The sequence below is a fragment of the Roseateles sp. GW821-FHT09G03 genome, assembly GCF_059416045.1.
In genome coordinates this window covers 364,264-380,704 of sequence record NZ_JBWKOK010000001.1, presented here as the reverse complement: position 1 = coordinate 380,704, position 16,441 = coordinate 364,264, and the positions used below count along the sequence as shown (strand labels likewise).

Genomic DNA, 16,441 nt, shown 5'->3' with positions numbered 1-16,441 from the left:
ACGCACATCACGACCTTCATCGCTGTCATGCCCTTCACCTCGACGTCTTCGCTCCGCCCTGCCCGCACTTCACTTCGCGGCGTCGCCACACCGCGCCTGGCGCTGCTGCCGGTGCTGCTCGCGGCCGCCACCCTCGCGGCCTGCGGCGGCAGCGACGACGATGCCGGCGCGCCGATCAACAGCGGCAACACGACCGTGTCCAGCCTGCGCCTCATCGGCCAGCAGGTGCTGCCGCGGCGGATGGACTACGCGGGCACGACCGTCGGCGGTCTGTCCGGCGTCGACTACGACCCCAAGACCGACACCTACGTGCTGATCAGCGACGACCGCACGACCACCGACTCCGCCGGCGCGCCGCGGATGTACACGGCCAAGCTGAGCTTCGACGCGAGCACCTTCAGCGCGGTGACCTTCACCGGCGTGGTGACGATGAAGCAGCCGGACGGCAGCGTCTATCCGAAGGTGCCGGACGCGAAGGTCGCGGATCCGGAGTCGGTCCGCGTGGATCCGGTCACCGGCAACTGGGTCTGGCTCAGCGAGGGCGACCGCACGCTGACGAGCGCGCCGCCGCGCGTGATCAACCCCTTCATCCGCGAGATCTCGCCGGCTGGCGCCCACGTGCGTGAGTACACCTTGCCGACGATGTTCCAGATGAGCGCGCAGGAGACCGGTCCGCGCGGCAACCTGGTCTTCGAAGGGCTGACCTTCTCGACCGACACGCAGTCGGCCTGGGTGCTGATGGAAGGCGCGCTGATCCAGGACGGCGCCGCGCCGACACCGACGACGGGCAGCGCCTCGCGCCTGACGCGCTTCGATCGCGCGAGCGGCGTGGCCAACGCGCAGTACGTCTATCCGATCGAGAAGGTGCAGGCGACGCCGGTGCCGGCGGACCAGTTCACGGTCAACGGTCCGACGGAGATCCTGGCGCTGTCGCCGACGCGCTTCCTGGTGCTGGAGCGCAGCTTCTCGGTCGGCGTGATCGGCAATCAGGTGCGGCTCTATGAGATCGACACCGCCAACGCGACCAACGTGCTGACGGCGGCCTCGCTGACCGGCGCGACGCCGGTGACCAAGAAGCTGGTGCTGGACTTCGAGACGCTGAAGACGCAGCTCGGCGGCATCGCCAACCTCGAAGGCATGACCTTCGGACCGAAGCTGGCCAACGGCAAGCGCAGCCTGGTCGTCGTCGCGGACGACAACTTCCCGACGGCGGATTCGCCGACGGACCGCAACCAGATGCTGGTCTTCGAAGTCCAGCCTTGAACGCCTGCTGACGCGATCGCGTCGGAGACGCCTCGCGCACGGCATCGCTCGCGCGTTACGGCGGCTGGCCGTAACGCGCTTTTCGTCTTCAGCGAATGGCGCCAGCCTCTAAGGTTCGGGATGAACGCCGCGCTTCCCGCGCGGCCCGATTCCTACGACTCCAACGAGGCTTCATCGATGCATGGGATTCCACGCGCCGCAGCGCTTGCCGCTTCCGTACTGACACTGCTGTCCGCGCAGGCCGCGCCCGACCAGTCGCCCGACGCGGCTTCCATCCGCGCGGCCGTCGACGCGGCGGTCCGCCCGATGATGGCGAAGAACGACATCCCCGGCATGGCCGTCGGCGTGACGGTCGGCGGGAAGTCCTTCGTCTTCAACTACGGCGTCGCAGCCAAGCAGTCCGGCAGGCCGGTCGACGACAGGACGCTGTTCGAGGTCGGCTCCGTCAGCAAGACCTTCAACGCGACACTGGGCGCGAAGGCGCTGGTGGAGGGCAAGCTGCGGCTGTCGGATCACCCCAGCCGTTTCCTGCCCGCGTTGAAAGGCCATCCGATCGACCGCGCGACGCTGCTGAACCTCGTCACCTACACGGCTGGCGGCCTGACGCTGCAGGTGCCGGACGCGGTCACCGACGAGGCGTCGCTGATGCGCTACCTCCAGCAGTGGAAGCCCGACTTCGCACCGGGCGAGAAGCGGCGTTATTCGAATCCCAGCATCGGCCTGTTCGGCCGCACGGCCGCCGCGGCGATGGGGCGTGACTACACGGACGCGGTCGAGTCGGACCTGCTGCCCCAGCTCGGTCTGCGCGAGACCTACCTGCGGGTGCCGGCGGCGGCAATGGCCGACTATGCCACGGGCTACGACAAGGTCGAGCATCAGGGTGCGGCCCAGGACATGGCCGTGCGAGTCTCGCCGGGTGCGTTCGACTCGGAGTCCTACGGCATCAAGACGACGGCGGCGGATCTCGTGCGCTTCCTGCAGGTCAACATCGACCCCACCGGCCTTGACGGGACGACCCGCCAAGCGGTCGAGGCGACGCACATCGGCCACTTCCAGGTCGACGGCATGACGCAGGGCCTGGGCTGGGAGCAGTACCCGTGGCCGGTGTCGCTGGCGCAGCTCCAGGCGGGCAACGCGCTCGGGCGCGTGACGACGGCGGTGAAGCCGCTCGACGGCACGCCGCCGGGACCGCGGCTGTTCAACAAGACCGGCTCGACGCGCGGCTTCGGGACCTACGTCGTGTTCGTGCCGACGCAGCGCATCGGCGTCGTGCTGCTGGGCAACCGGAGCTGGCCGATCCCGGAACGGGTCGATGCGGCCTACGCGATCCTCGGCAAGCTTCAGTCGCTCGGCGCCCGCTGAAGCGGGTTCAGCGGAACGCCTTCAGCAGGACAACTGCCGCGAGAGAAGGTCAGCCAGAGCAGTTCAGCACGACGACTTCAGCGCGCGGGCGAAGGCGCCGAGGCGCCCTTCCCCGCAGCGCGCACGAGCGCGAGCTCGCGTGTGAGCCAGGTCTTGCTCTCGACGGGCGCCGCGCCGCCGCAGCGGACCAGATAGGGCTTGCCGCTCATGCTGCTCTTCGAGGCGCCGAGGTCGATGAACTGTTCCGCGGTCTTCACCAGGTTCTTGTCCTCGAGGTAGCTCAGCTTGCGCTCGAGGTGGGACTTCGCCTCGGCCGCGGAGTGCCAGTCACCGTTGCGGTTGAACTGGCAGGACGAGGCGGTCAGCTTGTCGAGCAGCGCATTGACCTCGGCCTTCGCGGCCGGCGGCAGCGGGTCGGCCCGGACGGCCGTCGGCGCGGCGAGACAGACGGCGCAAGCGGCGGCGAGGACGAGGGAGAACGATGGGATGCGCATGGGCAGAGGCTGTCTTCGGGTCCGGTGATCGCGTTGGTTGATCGGGTCGGATGACCGACGCCCATCAGGAGCCGCGATGTTGCCATGCGGCGCGGTCAGGCCTTTCGTCCGACCGGCGCAGGACCTTCGAGCGCCGTCCCGAGATAGGCGCTCCCGTCCAGGCACTCGCCGCGCGTCCATCCTTCCGTGAAGGCCTGGGTGAGGCGCTGCAGCTCGGCGTCCTGCACGTCGAGTTCGACGCGCATGCGGGCGATCTCCTCGCGCCGCCGTTGCAGGCTGGCGAGCACGAGTTCCTTCGGAATCTTCCCGTCGCCCTGCGCGAACACCTGTCTCAAGCTGTCCAGCGAGAAGCCCAGCCGCTGCGCGAGCTGGATGACCTGCAGGCGCTCCATCGCGTCCGTGCCGTACTCGCGGTAGCCGTTGAGCCCGCGCGCGCCTTCCGGCAGCAGGCCGCTGGCCTCGTAGAACCGGATCGCCGAGGCCTTGATCCCGATCCGTTTCGCCAGTTCTCCGATGCGCATCCTCGACTCCCTGAAAAGCTGAAAAAAGGCGCTTGACCTTCAAGCCAACTTGAAGCTTACGCTGCCGGCATTGCTGAACTCAAGCCCGGACCATGCCGACAGAATCGTCCCCCGCCCTCCACGACCCGCTCGTCCTGCCCAACGGCCAGACGCTGAAGAACCGCATCGCGAAGGCCGCGATGGAAGAGGCGCTCGCCGAGCCGGGCCAGGTGCCGGGCATCGGCAGCCAGACGCTCTACCGCCGCTGGGCCGAGGGCGGCGCGGGCCTGCTCATCACCGGGAACGTGATGGTCGCGCCCGATGCCCTGACCGGTCCCGGCGGCCTGGTGCTCGAAGCCGGCACGCCGCTGGCGCCCTACCAGGCCTGGGCCGGCGCGGCCCACGCGGGCGGCGCCCGCATCTGGATGCAGATCAACCACCCGGGCCGGCAGGTGTTCGCGGCGCTCGGCAATCCGGGTTACGCGCCGTCCGAGGTCGCGATGGAGATGGGCAAGCACGGCAAGCTCTTCGCGCCGGTCCGCGCGCTGACCGAAGCGGAGATCGCCGCCATCGTCCGCCGCTTCGGCGACACCGCGCGCGCCGCCCGCGAGGCGGGCTTCGACGGCGTGCAGATCCACGCGGCGCATGGCTACCTGCTCTCGCAGTTCCTGTCGCCGCTGGCCAACCGCCGCACCGACGGCTACGGCGGATCCATCGCGCATCGCGCCCGCCTGCTGCTCGAGGTCGTGCGCGCCGTCAAGGCAGTCGCGGGGCCGGACTTCGCGGTCGCGGTCAAACTCAACAGCGCGGACTTCCAGCGCGGCGGCTTCGACGAAGCCGATGCCCGCGCGGTCATCGGCCTGCTCAACGCCGAAGGCATCGATCTGCTGGAACTGTCCGGCGGCAGTTACGAGAGCCCGGCCATGCGGGGCCGCACGGCCGACGGTCGCACGCTGGGCCGCGAGGCCTACTTCCTGGAATTCGCGCAAGACCTGGCACGGCTCGCCCGCATGCCGGTGATGACGACCGGCGGCATCCGGCGGCGGGCCATCGCCGAACACGTGCTCGCCAGCGGCGTGGCGCTGGTGGGACTGGGCACCGCCCTCGCCTACGAGCCGGACCTGCCCAGGCGCTGGACGACGGCGGAGGCCGTGGCCGCGCCCATCGCCGTGAACTGGAAGAACAAGGCGATCGGCGGCCTGGCGACGATGGCGTTGGCCCGGCGCCAGTTGCGGCGCATGGCCGCGGGCTCGACGCCGACGCGGCATGCGTCGCCGTTCTTCACGCTGCTGCTGGACCAGTGGCGTGCGTCCAGACTGACGCGGCGCTACCTGCGCTGGCGGCAGGACACGGCGGCGCAGCGGCGATAGACACGGCGCCGCCCCGCGGGGGCGATGAGGCACACTTCGCAGCCATCGCCCGGGCCTCGCGTCCGGCCCGCCGTCACCCGATCCCCGCATGACCAGCCCTGTTTCCAGTCCGCCGGACCGGCCCACCGCGGTCGGATTCCGGGAAGCCCTCCGCTTCTGGCTGAAGCTGGGATTCATCAGCTTCGGCGGCCCCGCCGGGCAGATCGCGATCATGCATGCGGAGCTTGTCGAACGGCGCCGCTGGATCAGCGAGCGGCGCTTCCTGCACGCCCTCAACTACTGCATGCTGCTGCCCGGCCCGGAGGCCCAGCAGCTCGCCACCTACATCGGCTGGCTGATGCATCGCAGCTGGGGCGGGCTGGTGGCCGGCGGACTCTTCGTGCTGCCGTCGCTGCTCATCCTGATCGCGCTGTCGTGGATCTATGCCGCCTTCGGCACGCAGCCGATCGTCGCGGGACTGTTCTACGGGATCAAGCCAGCCGTGACGGCGATCGTGTTGCACGCGGCACATCGCATCGGCGGGCGCGTGCTCAGGAACGGCTGGCTGTGGGCCGTCGCGATCGCGGCCTTCGTCGCGATCTTCGCCTTCGACACGCCCTTCCCGTTGATCGTGCTGACGGCCGCCGTCATCGGTGTCATCGGCGCGCGTGTCGCGCCGGCGGCGTTTTCCGGCGGCGCCGGGTCCCACACGGCGCAGGTCGGCTACGGGCCCGCGCTCATCGACGACGACACGCCCTCGCCGCCGCACGCGCGTTTCACGCGGCGCCGGCTGCTGGGCGTGCTCGGCATCGGCCTCGGCCTGTGGACCGTCGCGATGGGCGGTCTGATGCTGCTGTACGGCACCGACGGCGTGCTGACGCGCATGGGCAGCTTCTTCACGAAGGCCGCGCTGATGACCTTCGGCGGCGCCTACGCGGTGCTGCCCTACGTGGTCCAGGGCGCCGTCGACCAGCATCAGTGGCTCAGCGGACCGCAGATGATCGACGGGCTGGCGCTCGGCGAGACCACGCCCGGACCGCTGATCATGGTGGTGGCCTTCGTCGGCTTCATGGGCGGCTGGAACACGCAGGTCTTCGGGCCCGACGCGCCCTTCCTCGCCGGTGCGGTCGCGGCCGCCGTGGTCACCTTCTTCACCTTCCTGCCGTCCTTCGTCCTCGTGCTCGCCGGGGGACCGCTGATCGAATCCACGCACGGCAATTTGCGACTGAGCGCGCCGCTCACCGCCATCACCGCAGCCGTGGCCGGTGTGATCGTCAATCTTGCGTGCTTCTTCGCGGGGCACGTGTTCTGGCCGGAGGGACTGCACGGGCGCTTCGACCTCGGGGCCGCGCTGATCGCCGCCGGCGCGGCGATCGCGCTCTTCCGCTTCAAGTGGGGCGTGCTCCCCCTGCTCGGTGTCTGCGCGGCGATCGGGCTGGCGCGGTCGATGGTCATGGGGGCCTGAGGTGTCGCAGGCACTGCCACCGCTCCTCGACGACGCGCTGCGGCGGGCAGTCCGCCGTTACCGCGCGCCCGGGTTGCCCGCAACCTTGGAGGATGCGCGGGCCGTCGGAGCGGCGACCGCGATCGCCGTGGCCATCGAGCACGCACGCTCGGCGCTCGCGCGCGGGGAGGCCCCGGGAGACGACGTGCAGACGCTGTTCCTCGATTCACTCGCGCAGTTGATCGGCGAGGCGATGCGCCCGATCAAGGCGCACGGCAGCGAAAGCGACGACAGCACCCAGGACCACTCAGGCGGCGACCATCAAACGACCGGCGGCGATCCCGCCTTCCAGGCCATGGTGCTGCGCCACCGCTCGCCGGTCGTGCGCGAGTACGCCTCGCTCAGCGCGCATGCGGAGCGCGACCGCCGCGCGGTCCGCGCCGCGGTCAACGCCCTTGCCCATCCCGAGAAGACGCAGCGCCGATCGCCGGGGCCGACGAAAGAGGCGCTCCTGGCGCTCCACGCCGCGGCCGAGGCCAGCGACTGGGCGCGGGTGGCCGAGGCCCTTGTGCCGTTGCGCGATGCGTCCGACGTGCGCGCCGAGCCGCCGCTCCATCGCGGCCTGGAACGCCTGATCGATGAATCCGCGCTGACGCGCCTGCGTCGACTCGACACCCTGGCCGCCGACGCGCTCGTGGCGCGTTATCGCGCGCTCTGGGATCGGCAAGGCCCGGTCGCGGGCAGCGAGCAGGCGGCCGCCAACGGCGCTGGCGCCCAGCAGCGCGGCGATGCGGTGGAAGCGCTCGCGGTCGAAGCGCTCGACGCACTGGTCGAGCGCATGAACGCACAAGCCGGCACGGCGCGCTACCGCGTGGCGGCCTCGCTGCGGATTCCGCCGTCTTTCCCCGGCGACGCCCAGCGCGCGAAGAGCGAATGGGATGTGGCGCTGCTGCGGCGCAATGAGGCCACGACGCCCGACGAGGACTGGGATCTCTGCCTGCTGGTCGAGGCGAAGGCCTCGCCCGACGCGGCGACGACCGACCTGCCCCGTCTGCTGCGCGGTCTGCGTCTGCTGGCGCAGGCCGACATCGACACGACCTATGTGTTCGCCTCGAATGGCGGCGAGGTGCGCCTGCGCGGCGCTTCGCTGAACGCGCTGCCCACCGAGGAAGGCGAACTCGCGCGCGCCGTGCTCTATTGCTGCGATGGCGCCGAGGAACGCGCGCCGCGCCTACTCAATGCGGCGAGCCGCATGCAGCTGCTGTCCGCAGACGCCAGCCTGGACTTCGCCGTGCTGATCGAGGACGGCGCGCCGGCCGGTCCGCAGCTGCTGAGCCCGGTGTGGCATCTGCTGCTGGAAGCGCCCGCCTTCACCTCGGTGCTGCGCCAGTACGTGACGCTGCGCGCCGTGCGCGAACTGATGCTCCATCCGCGCGATCTGCTGACGGCCGTGCAGGCCCTGCCCAGCGGCGCGTGAGCGCGCGCCGTCGCGCCAGCCAGCCGCTCAATGCACCGCCGGCCCCGGCGGCATCGCATCGCCGACGAAGCGGCGGATCGCCGCCTTGAAGTCCTCGAGCGAGGTCGTGTTCATGATGAAGATGACGAAGCCCTCGGTGTTGCTCTCGTGCAGGACGAAGCGGATATGGATGAACATCACCGCGTGGTTCTGCGCCCGCGCGCCGATGATGCGGCGCGCCGTGTCCACCTGCAGCTGCGGCGACTGTGTCTCGAAGGGCTGCGCGAACAGCTCCGCCAGCGCCGCCATGCAGGCGTTGAGGATGATGTTGCCGACCTCGGTCATCGCGTCGCGCATGACCTCGTCGAGCTGCTCCTCCGCCACCGCGTCGCCGCCCATGCTGCGCACCAGCGCGCGGCTGCCGTCCTCCGGGAAGATCAGCAGCGCGTCGCCACCGAACACGCCCTTGAAGGATTGGCGCACGCTGTACATGCGCTTGTCGTCCTTGGACAGCTTGGCGCCCGCCTGACCGACGGTCATGAAGCTGATCTCGGGCACGGACAGCAGCACCTCCTCGCCCACCAGCTGGCTCATCGCCTGCGCCGACTTGCCGACGCCGATGTTGAGGATCTCCGACAGCGCGTCGCGCTGCAGTGGGTCCAGGTCAAGCAGCATGACGGCCTCCGTCGGCGAGTTGGACGAGTCGCTGCGCCGTTTCGGCGCCGATGGGCTTGGGCAGGAAGACCAGGCCGCTGGAGGCCGCCCGCTCCTGCACCGCGGCCTGGACGTTGGCGGTGAGCAGCGCGATCGGCACGTCGGGCTGCACGGCGCGGATCGCCAGCGCGGTCTCGATGCCGTCGCGGCCGGGCATGTTCAGGTCCATCGACACCACGTCGAAGCGGTGGGCCGCCGCCAGCGCGATGGCTTCATCGCCGTTGGCGGCCTGATGCAGCTGGAGGTCGGGGATCAGCTGGCTCAGGAAGTTCTGCAGGATCATGCGCGACATGCGGCTGTCGTCGACGATGAGGACGGTTCTAGGCATGGTGGGGCATCGGTTGGGGATGATCGGAAACCGGCGCGACGACCACGCGGTCGCGTCCGGCGGCCTTGGCGGCGTACAGCGCCGCATCGGCCTCGTGGAGCAGTTGCTCCAGCGTCTGCATCTGCGGCAGCGCTGGTGACGGCGATGAAGGCGATGAAGGCGATGAAGGCGACGAGTGCAGCGACGGCGGCGTCTGCGCGGCGATGGCCATCAGTTGCGCCACGCCCACGGACATCGTCGCGCGCAGCGGTCCGCCGGCGGTGGGTCCGAGGTCGGTGATCCGGAGCTGCTCGACCAGGCGCTGCGCCGCGTCACGCGCCGACTCCAGCGCGGTCTCGGGCAGCAGCGCGCAGAACTCCTCGCCGCCGACGCGCGCGATCAGGTCGGCGTCGCGCAGCACCGTGCGCAGCAGTTGCGCCACGCGCCGGATCGCCTCGTCGCCGCAGGCATGGCCGTGCTCGTCGTTGACGCGTTTGAAGTGGTCGATGTCCAGCATCAGCAGCGAGATCGGATGCCCGTAGCGCCGCGCCTGCTCGATCATCTGCGCGCCCTTGTCGAAGAAGGCGCGCCGGTTGTCCAGCCCGCTCAGCACGTCGGTGCCGGCGAGCGCGCGCAGCCGGTCCTCGAGCGCCTTGTGCGTCGTGATGTCGTAGCACCAGACGAGGTGGGCGAGCCGGCCCTCCTCGACCTCGATCAGCTGCGCGGAGACGGAGACCCAGTCCTGCTCGCGCCCGTCGAACTGCGCCTCGACCGCGTCGACGCGGCCGAACTGCTCCAGCTCGATCGCGAAGTGCTCGCCGCGCGCCGGCGCCTGGAAGACCTCGCGCAATGCGAGCGGCTGTCCGACGCGGGCACGCTGGCCGAGCCGGTCGAGGAAGCGCTGGTTCATGAATTCCACGCGGCCGTCGGCGGCGTTCAGCAACGCGACCTCGCTGGGGCTGGCGTCGAGGATGAAGTTCAGCAGCGCCTTGCCTTCGGCCAGCTGGCGCGTGCGGCGCTGCACGCGCGATTCGAGGCGGCGGTTCAGCAGGCCGCGGTGCTGCGCGAGGCGCTGCGTCCAGCGGGACTGCACGTAGAGCCGCGCGATCAGCGCGAACATGCCGAGCACCAGGCCGCCGAGCACCCAGCTCAGCAGCGCGAAGCGGTCGCGCAAGGCGAGGCGATCGGCGTCGGCCTGCTCGGTGATCGCCAGGTGCAGGTCGACGAGCGCCTGATCGGCGCCGTCGATCAGCCAGGGCGACTGACGGCGGACCTCGACGGCCAATGCGGTTGCGGCGCCTTCGTCCGCGCGCAGCCGGTCGGCCCATTGCAGCACCTGCGCGCCGATGCGGTCGAAGCGCTCGCGCGTCTGCGCCGTCATCAGGCGCGGCGACACGTCGTTGCGCGGCGTGTCGCGGTCGGGCCGCAGCAGGCTGACCATCACCTCCAGCCGCAGTCCCAGCTCCTGCGCCGACACGCCGGCCGGCGACTGGGCGGACTGCTGCAGCTTCTGCAGCTCGCGCTGCACGCTGACGGCGTGCCAGAGGTCCTGGTCGGCGCCGGGGCTGCCGAGCACGCGCACCTGGTGCAGCGTCCACCACAGCGCCCAGCCGGCGGCGACCGCGAGCACCAGCACGGCGGCCAGCATCGGCCGCAGCCAAGGGCTGTCCGCGCCGTGGCGCGCGGCCTGGCGGTCACTCGAGGGTGATCTCATGGACCTGCCAGATGGTGCGGTTGATGTAGGCCTGCGTGTTGAGCTCGGCGGGGAAGCGGTCGAAGGGATAGATCAGGATCAGCGGTCCCTTGTCGCGCACGGCGATGTCCTGCCCGTCGCGGCGGTAGGCCAGCACGGGGTCGTAGCGCGTCAGGTCTTGCGCGGGCACGGTCACGGCGTAGGCGTTGAGCGCGGACAAGGCCAGCGACCGGGGCACGGCGCCGGCGAGCTTGACGAGCTCGCTCAACGGCACGCCTTCCCACTCGCTGGCGCCGGCCATGCCGAGGGAGGCCGGCAAGGCGGTGCGCAGGCGCCTGGCGGGCAGCCGGCGCAGGTCGTCCAGGGTGAAGCGCCAGCTGCGGCCGTCACGGGCGCGCAGGACCAGCACCGGGGCCGGCACCTTCGGGGACCGGGCCGCGCGATTCGCATCGCTGGCATCGCGAATGGCCGCTGACGCAGCCATCCTCGTGTCGGCCGCGGGCGCAGGGTCCGCGGCGTTCACGGCGTTCGTCAGCGTGAGGAGCGGGCTGACCAGCCACCACCATCCCGCACGCCCGAACGAGGGAAAGCATCGTCTCATCGGGGGGAACATCCAACTTCACCCGGCGCCTCCGCGGCGCCCGGTCACCCCGTTATATCGTCCTGCGAACGCCGGGGTTGACCGGAAGATCCCCCTGCCTGTGGGGGAGATCGGACAACTGCAACGTGTCCGGGAATGACCCCATAACCGGAGGTCAAGGGGTGGGAACAATGGGTGGGTTGTGGGGGGTCACTTGACGTCGGGACGAGCCGACATCGTCTGGCTCTCCGCCTCCCGGCCGATGCTCTCCTCGAACGAGGGCCGCATGTCGAGTTCCTCGGATTCGCCGGGCATGCGAATGCCGTCAAGGAGACGGGCGAAGACCTCCACCTCTTCCACACGCGGTGGCCATCCGGTCTCGAACAGCAGCGCGTGCTTCGCGATGAAGAGCTCCGCCTCTTCAGCCAGGCGCACGTCGTCGTACTGGGAGAAGGTTGAGAAGTCGCCTTGCCGGTTGTAGACCAGGTCAGATCGGAAGCGCGACAGCCAGTCCCCGCCAAAGGCTTCGTGCAGAGCACCCAGCGCCACCAGCTGCTGGGCAGCGATACGTCGATTCGGCTCTGCGCGAGGCATGTCCGCTGCTGAGGCCGAGTCGTTGCCCTTCGTGGCAAGACGACGCAGCCGCGCCTTGATGTCGTCGAGCAAGGTGCGATCGCGTTGCTCGCCCTGCTGGAGCATCTCGAAGTAGCGCAGCTTGTTGCCGAAGCGCTTTACGGCACGAGGGGTATGGGCAGACTCGCGAACCAACTCGGTCCAGACCTTGAGCGCGTCGCGGAAGTCCTTTGAATCGGTGGCTTCCCGATGGCGACGGCTTGCGGCTCGCAGCATCAGCAGCCCCGCCGACGCGGCGCCGACGACCAGCACGCCGGCAACGATCCATTGATGCGCATGACTCTCGGCGCCGGATTGCACGACCACCCTCGCCTCGGACTGCGCGGGAGAACGTCCCCATGCCCGCGACGGATCGGACGCCGAAAGGCCAGCCGTGGTCGCCGAAGCCGGTGCGCTCGCGTTGGACGCGATCATCGGGGCGGACGCGGCAGTTGGCGCCGATGCGGGGGCCAGGTCTGGCACTTCCACCTTCGACGGTGAATCCGGGCGCAGCAGTACACCGAGACTCACTCCGCCCGCGATCGCGACAGCCAGCGCCAGCCACATTGCGTGGCGACGGAGCCCCTGCATCGCCTCACGTCGCCACGACGACGGGACTGCTATCGCCGGATCGTCGGTCAGCAGGCGCCACGCCTCGTACGACTGCGCGGTCGGCACCTTGATCTCCAGGTTGATCAGTTTCTGCAGATAGTTGGCCGCATAGGCTCGCCGCTGTTCTCGCGCGGCATGCTCGGGATCGGCCTTGGCGTCCGAAGCGGACGCACTCGCAAGTTCTTTGGCGATGCGCTCGAATGCAATCGCCAATGCCGCCTGCACCTTATCGGTCGCCATACCGAAGAGCACGAAGCACTGCCCCGACGAGGTCAGAAAGTTCACCGCCTCCATGATCTCGAGCACGGCCTCGGGCCGGCAACGGTCGAGATCGTCGATGACGACGACCACGCGCTCGGGCAGCGCGCGCGAGACTTCGCCGAACTGCTCGGCGAAGCGCGTGCGGAAACTGTTCTGCTCTGCGGCGAGCTTGGGCTTCATGCCTTGCAGCCCACCAGCCAGCAGCGCCGCCGGATCGGCACCGAAGGCCGTCAGCGCCTTGCGCAGCGCGGCCAGCGTGGTGCCCGCAACGGTCAACAGCGCGAGCCACTCTGCCCAGGGCAACGGCGGCGCATTCGCGGATGCACTTGTCGGCGAGACCGCGACCTTCGACGGTTCCTGTCCCCCGAGCGGACCCAGCGCCTGCCCGATGCGCTGGAGCATCCGCGTCTCTGCCACCAAGTCGTTCACTCCCACATGCAGCGTGACGAGCGCCGCCACCGCCGTGCATAGCAACACCGTGAACGCCCAGTGCTTGCGCGAGCGAAGCCAGAGCAAGCGCAACCGAAAGCCGATGCCATCGAGGCTCAACCACGGCGGCAAGGCCTGCTTGCTCAACGCGCCCAGCAGCGCGGCGAAGAGGTGATCTTCCTTCTGGTGGTGCCAGGCATTGAACCAGATCGGTCGCGAGCCGTGCTTCCGCAGATCCGCGCAGACGAGACCCATCAACGAGCTTTTGCCCGAGCCCCAGTCGCCAGTGATGGCGAGCGTCAGCGGCGGCTCGGTCGCGGGATTGCGCAGGAAGCGGGAGATGCCCGCAGCAAGCGGCTCGAAGTTGAGCCGGTCCTGCTTGGGATCGGTCAACGCCGCGTCGGTTGCTGGTGTGTCGGCCATTCCGCCCGCACCCGGACGCGACTGCATGAACAGGCGCCAAGCGCGCAGGAACATCGGCACCGAAAGCAGCAGCGCGAGCCAGTACCACGGCGCTGGATAACGCGCGTACGTGCGGGGATCGCTCCACGTGCGGCCGCCGTCGAGCGTGGCGAGCAGCATGCCGCCGTCGCCGACGGCCCAGCCGCGCAGGCCATCCTCGCCGATGTAGCCCGCGCGTAGCCCCTCTGGCAGAGGCATAGGGGGCATCAAGGACCCGCGTGGACGCTCCATCGCCGCTCGCGCATCCGACGTGGTCAAGTTTCCAGGCCCCCACAGCGCGCCGCCGTTGGTGGTCTCGATTACGCGCTTGCCGTCCATGTCCACCGCCCAGGCCTTCATGCCGTCGGCGCTGACGTGCAACAGTCCCAGGCCACCCGACATGTTGACCAATTGCGGGTACCACGAGTCGCCGCCATCTTCGGTCCTGAGCACCGTACCACTGATGCCAAGCGCCCAGCCCCGACGGTTGTCATCGGCGAAGCCCACGCTCGACAACGCGTGCAAGGCGCTCCGCGTCGCTGGAGACCACGACGCGCCGCCGTCCTTTGACACGACCAGAGCGCCCCTTTCACTCAAAGCCCAGGCAAGTTCACCATTGCTGCTGATCCGGACCGCCGCCATCCTCCTGTATTCCTGGTCAATCTGGGATCGCCACGTGCGCCCGCCATCCACCGAATGGGCTGTCCAGGAGAAGAGGCGGGTCGCAACGCCTCGTTGGCCGTCCCGGCTGAAGTCGACGCGCTCCAGCGGAGGAAGCTTGGCCGGAGTCGGTGCGGTCCAGGTCTTGCCGCCGTCATCCGAGAATGACAACGCGCCACGCTCGCTGAGCAACCCTACTCGCTTGCCGTTCGCGCTCCAAAAAGCCGTTGCCCACCCATTCCCGTATGGAGAGCCTGCAACATTCTGGTCCCTCTCCTCCGATTGCACCGGCACTGGCTGCGCGGGTGTCGATTGAACAGTCGTCGACATCCCTAGAGTGGGCGTCGCGCCTCCGAAGTCGCGCCAGTTCTGCCCGCTGTCCTCAGTCATGAAGACCTGCCCCAGTTCGCCGACCGCCACACCCACGCGTCCGTTCACATCAAAGCGCACGGCCTTCAACCGCGCACGACCCAGACCATTCATGGGTCGCCATGTCTCGCCGCCATCATCCGTGGAGATGCCCGCCCCATCATTGCCGACCGCCCATCCTCTGCGCGCATCGGACGCAAACTCGACGTCCCGCAAGTAACGGTCGGTTCCCGAGCGTTGGAGCCGCCAGTGCGTACCGCCATCAAATGACGACACGACCGTGCCTCTTTCTCCTACGGCCCAAAGCCGCTGGCCATCGTCACTCGCATGAAGAGCGGCCAACTGACGATCAGTGCCTGTCGACTGCGGGTGCCAGCGGGCACCACCATCTGGCGTCGCGACCATGACGCCACCTTGACCCGCGAGCCACCACCTTTTGCCGCCGGCGTCGACTGCGATCGAGGTAAAACTCCCACTGACGTCTGGCAGGCGCAGGAACGCATTGCGCTCAACGGGATACCCCCACCAGCCCCAGAGACCGCGGTCCGCCCGGGTAACGGCCAGCGACGAATTCACCGGCCCCGGTGGTTGCAGCAGCGCCGCCGCGGTGGTCAGGGTGCACCAGACGAGCCCCATCACCAGCCATGCACGACCACCGCGTCGACGCGTCGCAGGCGAGCCGGGAGGAGGAGCTTGCATGGCAGGGTACGAGTCGGTGACCTCGCTCGTATATCCCGCGCTTTCGGCCCGCGCATCCTCAATTCGGATGACTCCGCGCCGCCGCACAATCCACGCGTTCCGAACCACGAGAGAGCCACCGGCATGCGCCTTGCCACGATCCGACTCCGCCTCACACGCACGACGCTGGCCGCGATCGCGGCGGTGAGCCCGATGACCGCCACGGTCTCGATGGCGCAAGTCTCCCCGACGGCTCCGCCGACTCCGCGGGTCCAGGCTGCACCCGCCGACGAGCCACCGATCATCGGGCGCGAAGGCGTGACGGCCACCTTGTGGTTCCAGACCGCCGTCGAGCGGCGGGCCGCGACGCTGGCGGTCTACCGCGCCGCGACCGCCCGCCTCCCTGCCGCCCGCAAGGCTACGCGCGAGACCGCCTCGCTCGAGCAGTCCGCGCAAGGCGGCTTCGCCCGCAAGCCGCCGGCGATCGTGCTGGACGTCGACGAGACGGTCGTCGACAACTCACCCTACGAGGCGTGGCGGATCCGCGCCGGCAAGCCCTACGACAGCCCGTCGTGGGCTGCGTGGGTGGCCTCCGCGCAGGCCACCGCGATCCCGGGCGCACCCGAGTTCATCGCCCGCGCCCGCGCCCTCGGATTCCGCGTCGTCTTCGTCACCAACCGGACCTGCCCCGCCACGGGTCCCTATGGTCCCGACGGCGCCCACGCCGCGTGCCCGCAGAAGGCGCAGACGCTGGCGAATCTGGAACGGGTGCTCGGCCACCCTGTCGCGCCCGACGACCTGATGCTGCGCGGCGACCGCGCCGAATGGGCCGAGTCCGACAAGAGCGCAAGGCGCCTCGCGGTAGCGCGCACGCATCGCATCGCCATGCTGGTCGGCGACGACCTCAACGACTTCGTTCCGCGTGCGAAATACGTCGAGCAGGACCACGCGAAACACTGGGGACTCACCTGGGTGCCCATTCCCAATCCGACCTACGGATCTTGGGGCGACTCACTGACGCTGCCCCAGCGCTACGACGCGCTGAAGCCCTGGAGCGGCCCCGTCGCCGCCGAACCAGCCGCCCCCGCGCCGGGAGCGTCCGCCGCCCAGTAGACGATCAACTCAAGGCCACCGGACGCGGCCCCTTGAGGGCTTGTGGGCTTGGCGATTTGAGGGCTTGACGATTTCATTTACAGCTGTAATCATTCATTCGATTA

13 protein-coding genes are annotated in these 16,441 nt (G+C 69.5%); 6 read left to right on the top strand and 7 right to left on the bottom strand.

What is annotated here, in order from left to right; genetic code table 11:
* The first annotated feature begins 27 nt into the window (after positions 1–27).
* Together AC07OZ_RS01665 and ampC are read left to right on the top strand one after the other, a co-directional pair.
* Positions 28–1,263 carry an esterase-like activity of phytase family protein gene (locus AC07OZ_RS01665; protein ID WP_495465428.1) on the top strand — a complete coding sequence of 412 codons (1,236 nt, stop codon included), beginning with the start codon at positions 28–30 and terminating at the stop codon, positions 1,261–1,263.
* A gap of 177 nt (positions 1,264–1,440) precedes the next feature.
* Entirely contained in the window at positions 1,441–2,625 is a 1,185-nt protein-coding gene (gene ampC, locus AC07OZ_RS01660; RefSeq protein WP_495466472.1) for a class C beta-lactamase, read from the top strand.
* 77 nt (positions 2,626–2,702) lie between these two features.
* Here ampC and AC07OZ_RS01655 read toward each other — a convergent pair whose 3' ends face one another.
* Entirely contained in the window at positions 2,703–3,119 is a 417-nt protein-coding gene (locus AC07OZ_RS01655) for a YfeK family protein (protein ID WP_495465427.1), read from the bottom strand.
* A 95-nt stretch (positions 3,120–3,214) separates the two neighbouring features.
* Positions 3,215–3,640, bottom strand: coding sequence for a MerR family transcriptional regulator (locus AC07OZ_RS01650; protein WP_495465426.1), 426 nt, complete (start codon positions 3,638–3,640; stop codon positions 3,215–3,217).
* 92 nt (positions 3,641–3,732) lie between these two features.
* On the opposite strand from AC07OZ_RS01650, the gene AC07OZ_RS01645 reads away from it, so the two are divergent.
* The 3 genes from AC07OZ_RS01645 (at position 3,733) to AC07OZ_RS01635 (ending at position 7,889) form a co-directional block, all read left to right on the top strand.
* Positions 3,733–4,989, top strand: coding sequence for an NADH:flavin oxidoreductase/NADH oxidase family protein (locus tag AC07OZ_RS01645; RefSeq protein WP_495465425.1), 1,257 nt, complete (start codon positions 3,733–3,735; stop codon positions 4,987–4,989).
* Positions 4,990–5,077: 88 nt separating this feature from the next.
* On the top strand, positions 5,078–6,433 hold the full coding sequence (chrA, locus tag AC07OZ_RS01640) for a chromate efflux transporter (protein ID WP_495465424.1): 1,356 nt from the start codon (positions 5,078–5,080) through the stop codon (positions 6,431–6,433).
* 73 nt (positions 6,434–6,506) lie between these two features.
* Complete coding sequence (locus AC07OZ_RS01635) at positions 6,507–7,889, top strand: 3-deoxy-D-arabino-heptulosonate 7-phosphate synthase (protein ID WP_495465423.1); 1,383 nt, start codon at positions 6,507–6,509, stop codon at positions 7,887–7,889.
* Between the two features lie 27 nt (positions 7,890–7,916).
* Here the strand turns inward: AC07OZ_RS01635 and AC07OZ_RS01630 are convergent, their stop codons facing one another.
* From AC07OZ_RS01630 to AC07OZ_RS01610, 5 genes are all read right to left on the bottom strand, one after another.
* On the bottom strand, positions 7,917–8,543 hold the full coding sequence (locus AC07OZ_RS01630; protein ID WP_495465422.1) for a chemotaxis protein CheX: 627 nt from the start codon (positions 8,541–8,543) through the stop codon (positions 7,917–7,919).
* A complete protein-coding gene (locus AC07OZ_RS01625) occupies positions 8,533–8,910 on the bottom strand; it encodes a response regulator (RefSeq protein ID WP_495465421.1) in 378 nt (125 codons plus the stop codon). Before AC07OZ_RS01625 ends, AC07OZ_RS01630 begins: the two co-directional genes overlap by 11 nt.
* The gene (locus AC07OZ_RS01620; protein ID WP_495465420.1) at positions 8,903–10,603 is read right to left on the bottom strand and encodes a GGDEF domain-containing protein; all 1,701 of its coding nucleotides are present in this window, start codon (positions 10,601–10,603) and stop codon (positions 8,903–8,905) included. Before AC07OZ_RS01620 ends, AC07OZ_RS01625 begins: the two co-directional genes overlap by 8 nt.
* Entirely contained in the window at positions 10,584–11,066 is a 483-nt protein-coding gene (locus AC07OZ_RS01615; protein ID WP_495465419.1) for a putative pterin-binding protein, read from the bottom strand. The genes AC07OZ_RS01620 and AC07OZ_RS01615 overlap by 20 nt, the downstream gene beginning before the upstream one ends.
* Positions 11,067–11,372: 306 nt before the next feature.
* On the bottom strand, positions 11,373–15,182 hold the full coding sequence (locus AC07OZ_RS01610; protein WP_495465418.1) for a P-loop NTPase fold protein: 3,810 nt from the start codon (positions 15,180–15,182) through the stop codon (positions 11,373–11,375).
* Between the two features lie 186 nt (positions 15,183–15,368).
* Between AC07OZ_RS01610 and AC07OZ_RS01605 the strand changes: the two genes are divergently transcribed.
* The gene (locus AC07OZ_RS01605) at positions 15,369–16,337 is read left to right on the top strand and encodes a 5'-nucleotidase, lipoprotein e(P4) family (RefSeq protein ID WP_495465417.1); all 969 of its coding nucleotides are present in this window, start codon (positions 15,369–15,371) and stop codon (positions 16,335–16,337) included.
* Positions 16,338–16,441: the final 104 nt, after the last annotated feature.

Bases quoted from the DNA above. Each gene is read 5' to 3' on its own strand.
- AC07OZ_RS01665 (WP_495465428.1), top strand. From the start codon at position 28: ATGCCCTTCACCTCGACGTCTTCGCTCCGCCCTGCCCGCACTTCACTT.
- ampC (WP_495466472.1), top strand. From the start codon at position 1,441: ATGCATGGGATTCCACGCGCCGCAGCGCTTGCCGCTTCCGTACTGACA.
- AC07OZ_RS01655 (WP_495465427.1), bottom strand. From the start codon at position 3,119: ATGCGCATCCCATCGTTCTCCCTCGTCCTCGCCGCCGCTTGCGCCGTC.
- AC07OZ_RS01650 (WP_495465426.1), bottom strand. From the start codon at position 3,640: ATGCGCATCGGAGAACTGGCGAAACGGATCGGGATCAAGGCCTCGGCG.
- AC07OZ_RS01645 (WP_495465425.1), top strand. From the start codon at position 3,733: ATGCCGACAGAATCGTCCCCCGCCCTCCACGACCCGCTCGTCCTGCCC.
- chrA (WP_495465424.1), top strand. From the start codon at position 5,078: ATGACCAGCCCTGTTTCCAGTCCGCCGGACCGGCCCACCGCGGTCGGA.
- AC07OZ_RS01630 (WP_495465422.1), bottom strand. From the start codon at position 8,543: ATGCTGCTTGACCTGGACCCACTGCAGCGCGACGCGCTGTCGGAGATC.
- AC07OZ_RS01625 (WP_495465421.1), bottom strand. From the start codon at position 8,910: ATGCCTAGAACCGTCCTCATCGTCGACGACAGCCGCATGTCGCGCATG.
- AC07OZ_RS01620 (WP_495465420.1), bottom strand. From the start codon at position 10,603: ATGAGATCACCCTCGAGTGACCGCCAGGCCGCGCGCCACGGCGCGGAC.
- AC07OZ_RS01615 (WP_495465419.1), bottom strand. From the start codon at position 11,066: ATGGCTGCGTCAGCGGCCATTCGCGATGCCAGCGATGCGAATCGCGCG.
- AC07OZ_RS01610 (WP_495465418.1), bottom strand. From the start codon at position 15,182: ATGGGGCTCGTCTGGTGCACCCTGACCACCGCGGCGGCGCTGCTGCAA.
- AC07OZ_RS01605 (WP_495465417.1), top strand. From the start codon at position 15,369: ATGCGCCTTGCCACGATCCGACTCCGCCTCACACGCACGACGCTGGCC.